This is a genomic window from Bacillus sp. S4, assembly GCF_040838205.1.
Classification (GTDB): Bacteria; Bacillota; Bacilli; order Bacillales; family Bacillaceae_G; genus Bacillus_A; species Bacillus_A cereus_U.
This window is the reverse complement of sequence record NZ_JBFPJI010000278.1, coordinates 1-4299: the sequence shown is the minus strand read 5'-3', so window position 1 is coordinate 4299 and position 4299 is coordinate 1. Positions and strand designations below refer to the sequence as shown.

The following is a 4299-nucleotide window of genomic DNA, read 5'->3' as shown; positions in this document are numbered from 1 at the left end:
GAATAAAATACTTAACCAAAACGAGACATAGCTAAGCCAAGAATGTCTTTTCGTTCCCCAATACACTCCCATACCGATCTCCTTTAAACGTAGTCTATATTATATTAATTATACACCCGCTTAACAAATTCCTCTATTTTTCGACAAACATTACATACATTGAACCTCTAATCCGTTTATCAGCTAAAAGACTGTCTCTAATAACACTAATGCTATTTTGAGACAGCCTCCCCTTTTTATACTTTAAATCTTTCAATTAATACTTGTAACTCTTCAGCCATTTGAGCTAGTGTACCAGCTGCAGAACCAATTTCCTCCATGGAAGCTAGCTGCTCCTCAGCTGACGCTGCAACACTTTGTGTACTCGTCGCGTTATTTTGTGCTGTCATTGCAATTTGGCCAACTGAAATGGATACTTCATTTGCACCTTTTGACATTCCATTAGCCGTTTCAACCATCGTTTTAATTTGATCAACAATTTCATTTGTAGATTGTAAAATCTCAGCAAAATTTTGTTTTGTTTCATTTGCAATAACAAGTCCAGATTGCACTTCTTCATTTACATTATTCATAGACTTTACTGTCTTGCTCATATCGTCTTGTATTTCACAAATTAATTTACTAATTTCACTTGATGATACACTAGATTGTTCTGCTAATTTTCGTACTTCATCAGCAACGATTGCAAAGCCTCTTCCATGCTCACCAGCTCTTGCAGCCTCAATTGCTGCATTTAAAGCTAGAAGATTTGTCTGATCTGCAATATTTTGAATGACTTCTAAAATATCACCAATTTGCTTTGATTTGTTATTCAACAACTGAATAACAGCATCTGACTGTGAAACAGATTCCGCAATAGATTGCATTTGATTTACTGTTTTTCCAACTAGCTTTCCGCCATCTTCTGCTTTTTCGCGAGTGTGAGCAGAAGCAGTATTAATAGATGATGAGCTATTTGCTACATGCTGAATCCCTTCTGTTACATCAAACAGTAACATAGCACCATTTTCTACGCTTGCGTTTTGCGTCGTTGCACCACTTGATATTTCATCCATTGCTGATGTAATTTGTTCAGTCGCTTCACTCGCCTGTCTCACACTTGCTGTTAACTCTTCAGATGCAGCTGCAACATGCCCCGCTGAAGTATTAATTCTTCCAATTAATGTACGTAGTGAATGAGTCATCTCATTAAAACCTTTAGCAAGTTGTCCAATTTCATCATTTGAATGTATTTGAATCGTTTGAGTTAAGTCCCCTTCGCTTATTTCTTTAGAAGTGACAACTAATTGTTTTAAAGGTTTGGTAATAGAAAGTGTCACGAAATAAATAAGCGCTCCGCCTACAACTAATGAAATAAACATTACAATTAACATATTATAAAATACAGGTTGAGCAGCTTCAACTACTTCATTTGAATACATCGTCCCCGCAATTTTCCAACCTGTTTTTAAATTTGTCGCGAATACCATTTTCTTTTCACTACCACCATAAGTGTATGAAAAAGTGCCATGGTTATCTTCGTATATTTTCTTTCCCCAAGAATCATCTGCCTTGTCACCCGATTTTTCTTGAGGGTGAGCAATTATTTTTTGTTTTCCATCTAAAATGAAAGCATAGCCTTTTTTACCAATATTGATTAACTTTGTTGTTTTTAATAAATTATCTAAACTTAAATCTACCGCAATAACACCATTTTTATCTTCAGTTTGTTTTGCGATTGTTACGACAATATGTCCATTCCCTTGTGCCTTATATGGTTCAGTGACAACAATTCCACCTTGCTTATTCACTGCATCTTTATACCAAGAACGCGCTGTTGGATCATAATCTGCTGCCATTTGTATATTTGGTTCTTGTACAAATTTTTTATCGTTTCCAGCAACATACACTTGTTCTACATCTTTGTTCAAACTAATATATTGGGATAATGTTTTTCTTAGTTCATCCTGATTATCTCCTTGATACATATCACTATGAATCACTCGTGCAAAATTATTTACATCGTTGAATTTCGCTTCAATCATTTGATTGATTAAATTATCCAATATTTTTATATTATCCTGAGCGCTACTCATAATTTGTGATTCAAAATTCTTTTTAGCTGTTTGATACGACATGCCCCCAATAATAGAGACTGCCGCAATTAATATAACAAAAAATGAAATTAATAGCTTTTTTGCTACTTTCATATCTCTAAACCAACTTACTAGTTTACTCATTATAAACCTCCTGCATTTCAATATTAAGCTTTAAAGATTAAATAGAGCTAATTTTGAATATATTCCATTCCTTAGTTTCTATTTTTATAACTTGTTTTGATGAACACTTTGTAAAGTTTAAACAAATTAATTTCTTTTGTCTATATATACGAATAACATTATTATAAAATTTACAAATACAAAAAAACCAAAGGAACAAGCCCTTTGGTTTTTTACATTTTTTTATGTTGTTTAGAAACCTTTTTCCATCTATCTCGTTCCGCTCTTGCCAGAGTAATGTTTTGTTTTCTCATAACATATGCCAATTCTCTTTGCAGTTTTTTATAGCTTAGTAAGCGCTCTACGGGTATAGTTCCGTTATCTATAGCACTTCGCACTGCACATCCTGGTTCACCTTCATGTTTACAATCTCGAAAGCGGCAAGTATTTGCAAGATCTTCAATATCGGAAAATGTAGTTTGAATTGCCGCGCTTCCTTCCCAAAGCTGAAGTTCCCTCATACCAGGCGTGTCAATTACTAAACCGCCACTCGGTAATTGGAACAATTCACGGTGAGTTGTCGTATGCCTTCCTTTACTATCTTCTTCACGTATATCTCCGGTTTTTGCTACATCTGTTCCTATTAATGCATTTAACAAAGTAGATTTCCCTGCACCTGAAGATCCAACTAAAGCAATTGTTTTTCCTGGTGAAACAAATTGTTGCAATGATTCTATTCCGACGTACACTAAGCTATCAACAACAAATATCGGAACACCGATTGCTACCGCTTCAGTTTCTGCAATTTTCTGTTCCACATCTTCACATAAACTACTCTTCGTTAAAACAATAACAGGCATTGCACCGCTCTCATAAGCCACCAGCAAATAACGTTCCATCCTTCTTACGTTGAAATCATGGTTAAGTGCATTCACTAAAAATAGATAATCTACATTTGTTGCGATAATTTGTTCTTCAGTTCTGTTACCAGCTTCTTGTCTTGAAAAAGAACTTCTTCTCGGAAAAATACGGTGAATAATTGCCTTTTTCTCATTTTCTATTTTTTTTATATACACCCAATCACCAACTGCCGGATAATCCCCCTTCGTTAACGCTTCATGCCGAAACTTCCCAGACAGTTCTGCCATATATTCACCGTCACTACAAATAATCCGATATATATGCTTATGCTCAAGTAAAATACGCCCTACTTCATAATTCTTCTCTACAGCTTGCTCTTCAAAAAATGAATCCCATCCGAACGATTCTAAAATATTTTGATTCAAATAAATATCCTCCCTAGTTTGTACTAAGTGGAAGGATTGCGAACTATCTTATATAATATCGCCCTTTCCATCCACCTTTGTATTTGATTTATTATTCATATCAGTCATATTCGCCATAATACATCACTCCGTTCTAATTTTAATTACTCTCATTATATGGAATATCTCATTAAAAAGCTACATTATTTAACATAATTTTCAAATAACTTGTTTTTTAACATTTTAATTTGTCCACGATGACTAATTTCATCTTCTAGCACGTGAAACCAAAGGTAGTGCTGATTATACGCTACGTCATTAGGCCACTTTCTTTCTGACATTAGCCATTCATCATCCTGTTGTCTCAAACACTCTATTGTTTCCTCTCGAACTTTCTGTAAAAGTTGTACATAATACTGTATTTCATAACCACGGATAGATCTCCCCGCTTCCCCTAAATACAGTGCATCTTCCCATATTTCTAATTCTTCTTTTGTAAAATCACGATTTTGAAAAGAAATAAGCTGATGGACTTTTTCTATAGCCGCTATATGCTTTAGTAAAGCACCAATTGAATTCTCACCACTCGGCATTATTAAATCCAATTGCTCCACTGCTAAATCCTCTATTTCCTGTAATGTTACTGCCCGCGTATGCTCCATCATACTTACAAGTTCCCCTATATTTTTTGTATAACCATCTACACTTCTTATTCGATAATCTATATACATTTCACGCACCCCTTCTGAATTCATATTAATGAAAAAAGGCTTCATATAATAGACTGAAATATATCAGATTTTTCTGTTATAATTGAATTGAACAAGCAATTAGCC

Annotated in this window: 3 protein-coding genes; all 3 read right to left on the bottom strand. The window is 34.5% G+C overall.

Translation table 11 applies throughout. The features are described from left to right. Positions 1–236: 236 nt before the first annotated feature. The 3 genes from AB3X48_RS18400 to AB3X48_RS18390 all read right to left on the bottom strand — a co-directional run bounded on the left by AB3X48_RS18400 (position 237) and on the right by AB3X48_RS18390 (position 4194). Positions 237–2219, bottom strand: coding sequence for a HAMP domain-containing methyl-accepting chemotaxis protein (locus AB3X48_RS18400; RefSeq protein WP_078173217.1), 1983 nt, complete (start codon positions 2217–2219; stop codon positions 237–239). A gap of 212 nt (positions 2220–2431) precedes the next feature. Beyond that, on the bottom strand, positions 2432–3484 hold the full coding sequence (gene rsgA, locus AB3X48_RS18395; protein ID WP_002158222.1) for a ribosome small subunit-dependent GTPase A: 1053 nt from the start codon (positions 3482–3484) through the stop codon (positions 2432–2434). A 182-nt stretch (positions 3485–3666) separates the two neighbouring features. After that, on the bottom strand, positions 3667–4194 hold the full coding sequence (locus tag AB3X48_RS18390; protein WP_016104598.1) for a DinB family protein: 528 nt from the start codon (positions 4192–4194) through the stop codon (positions 3667–3669). Positions 4195–4299: the final 105 nt, after the last annotated feature.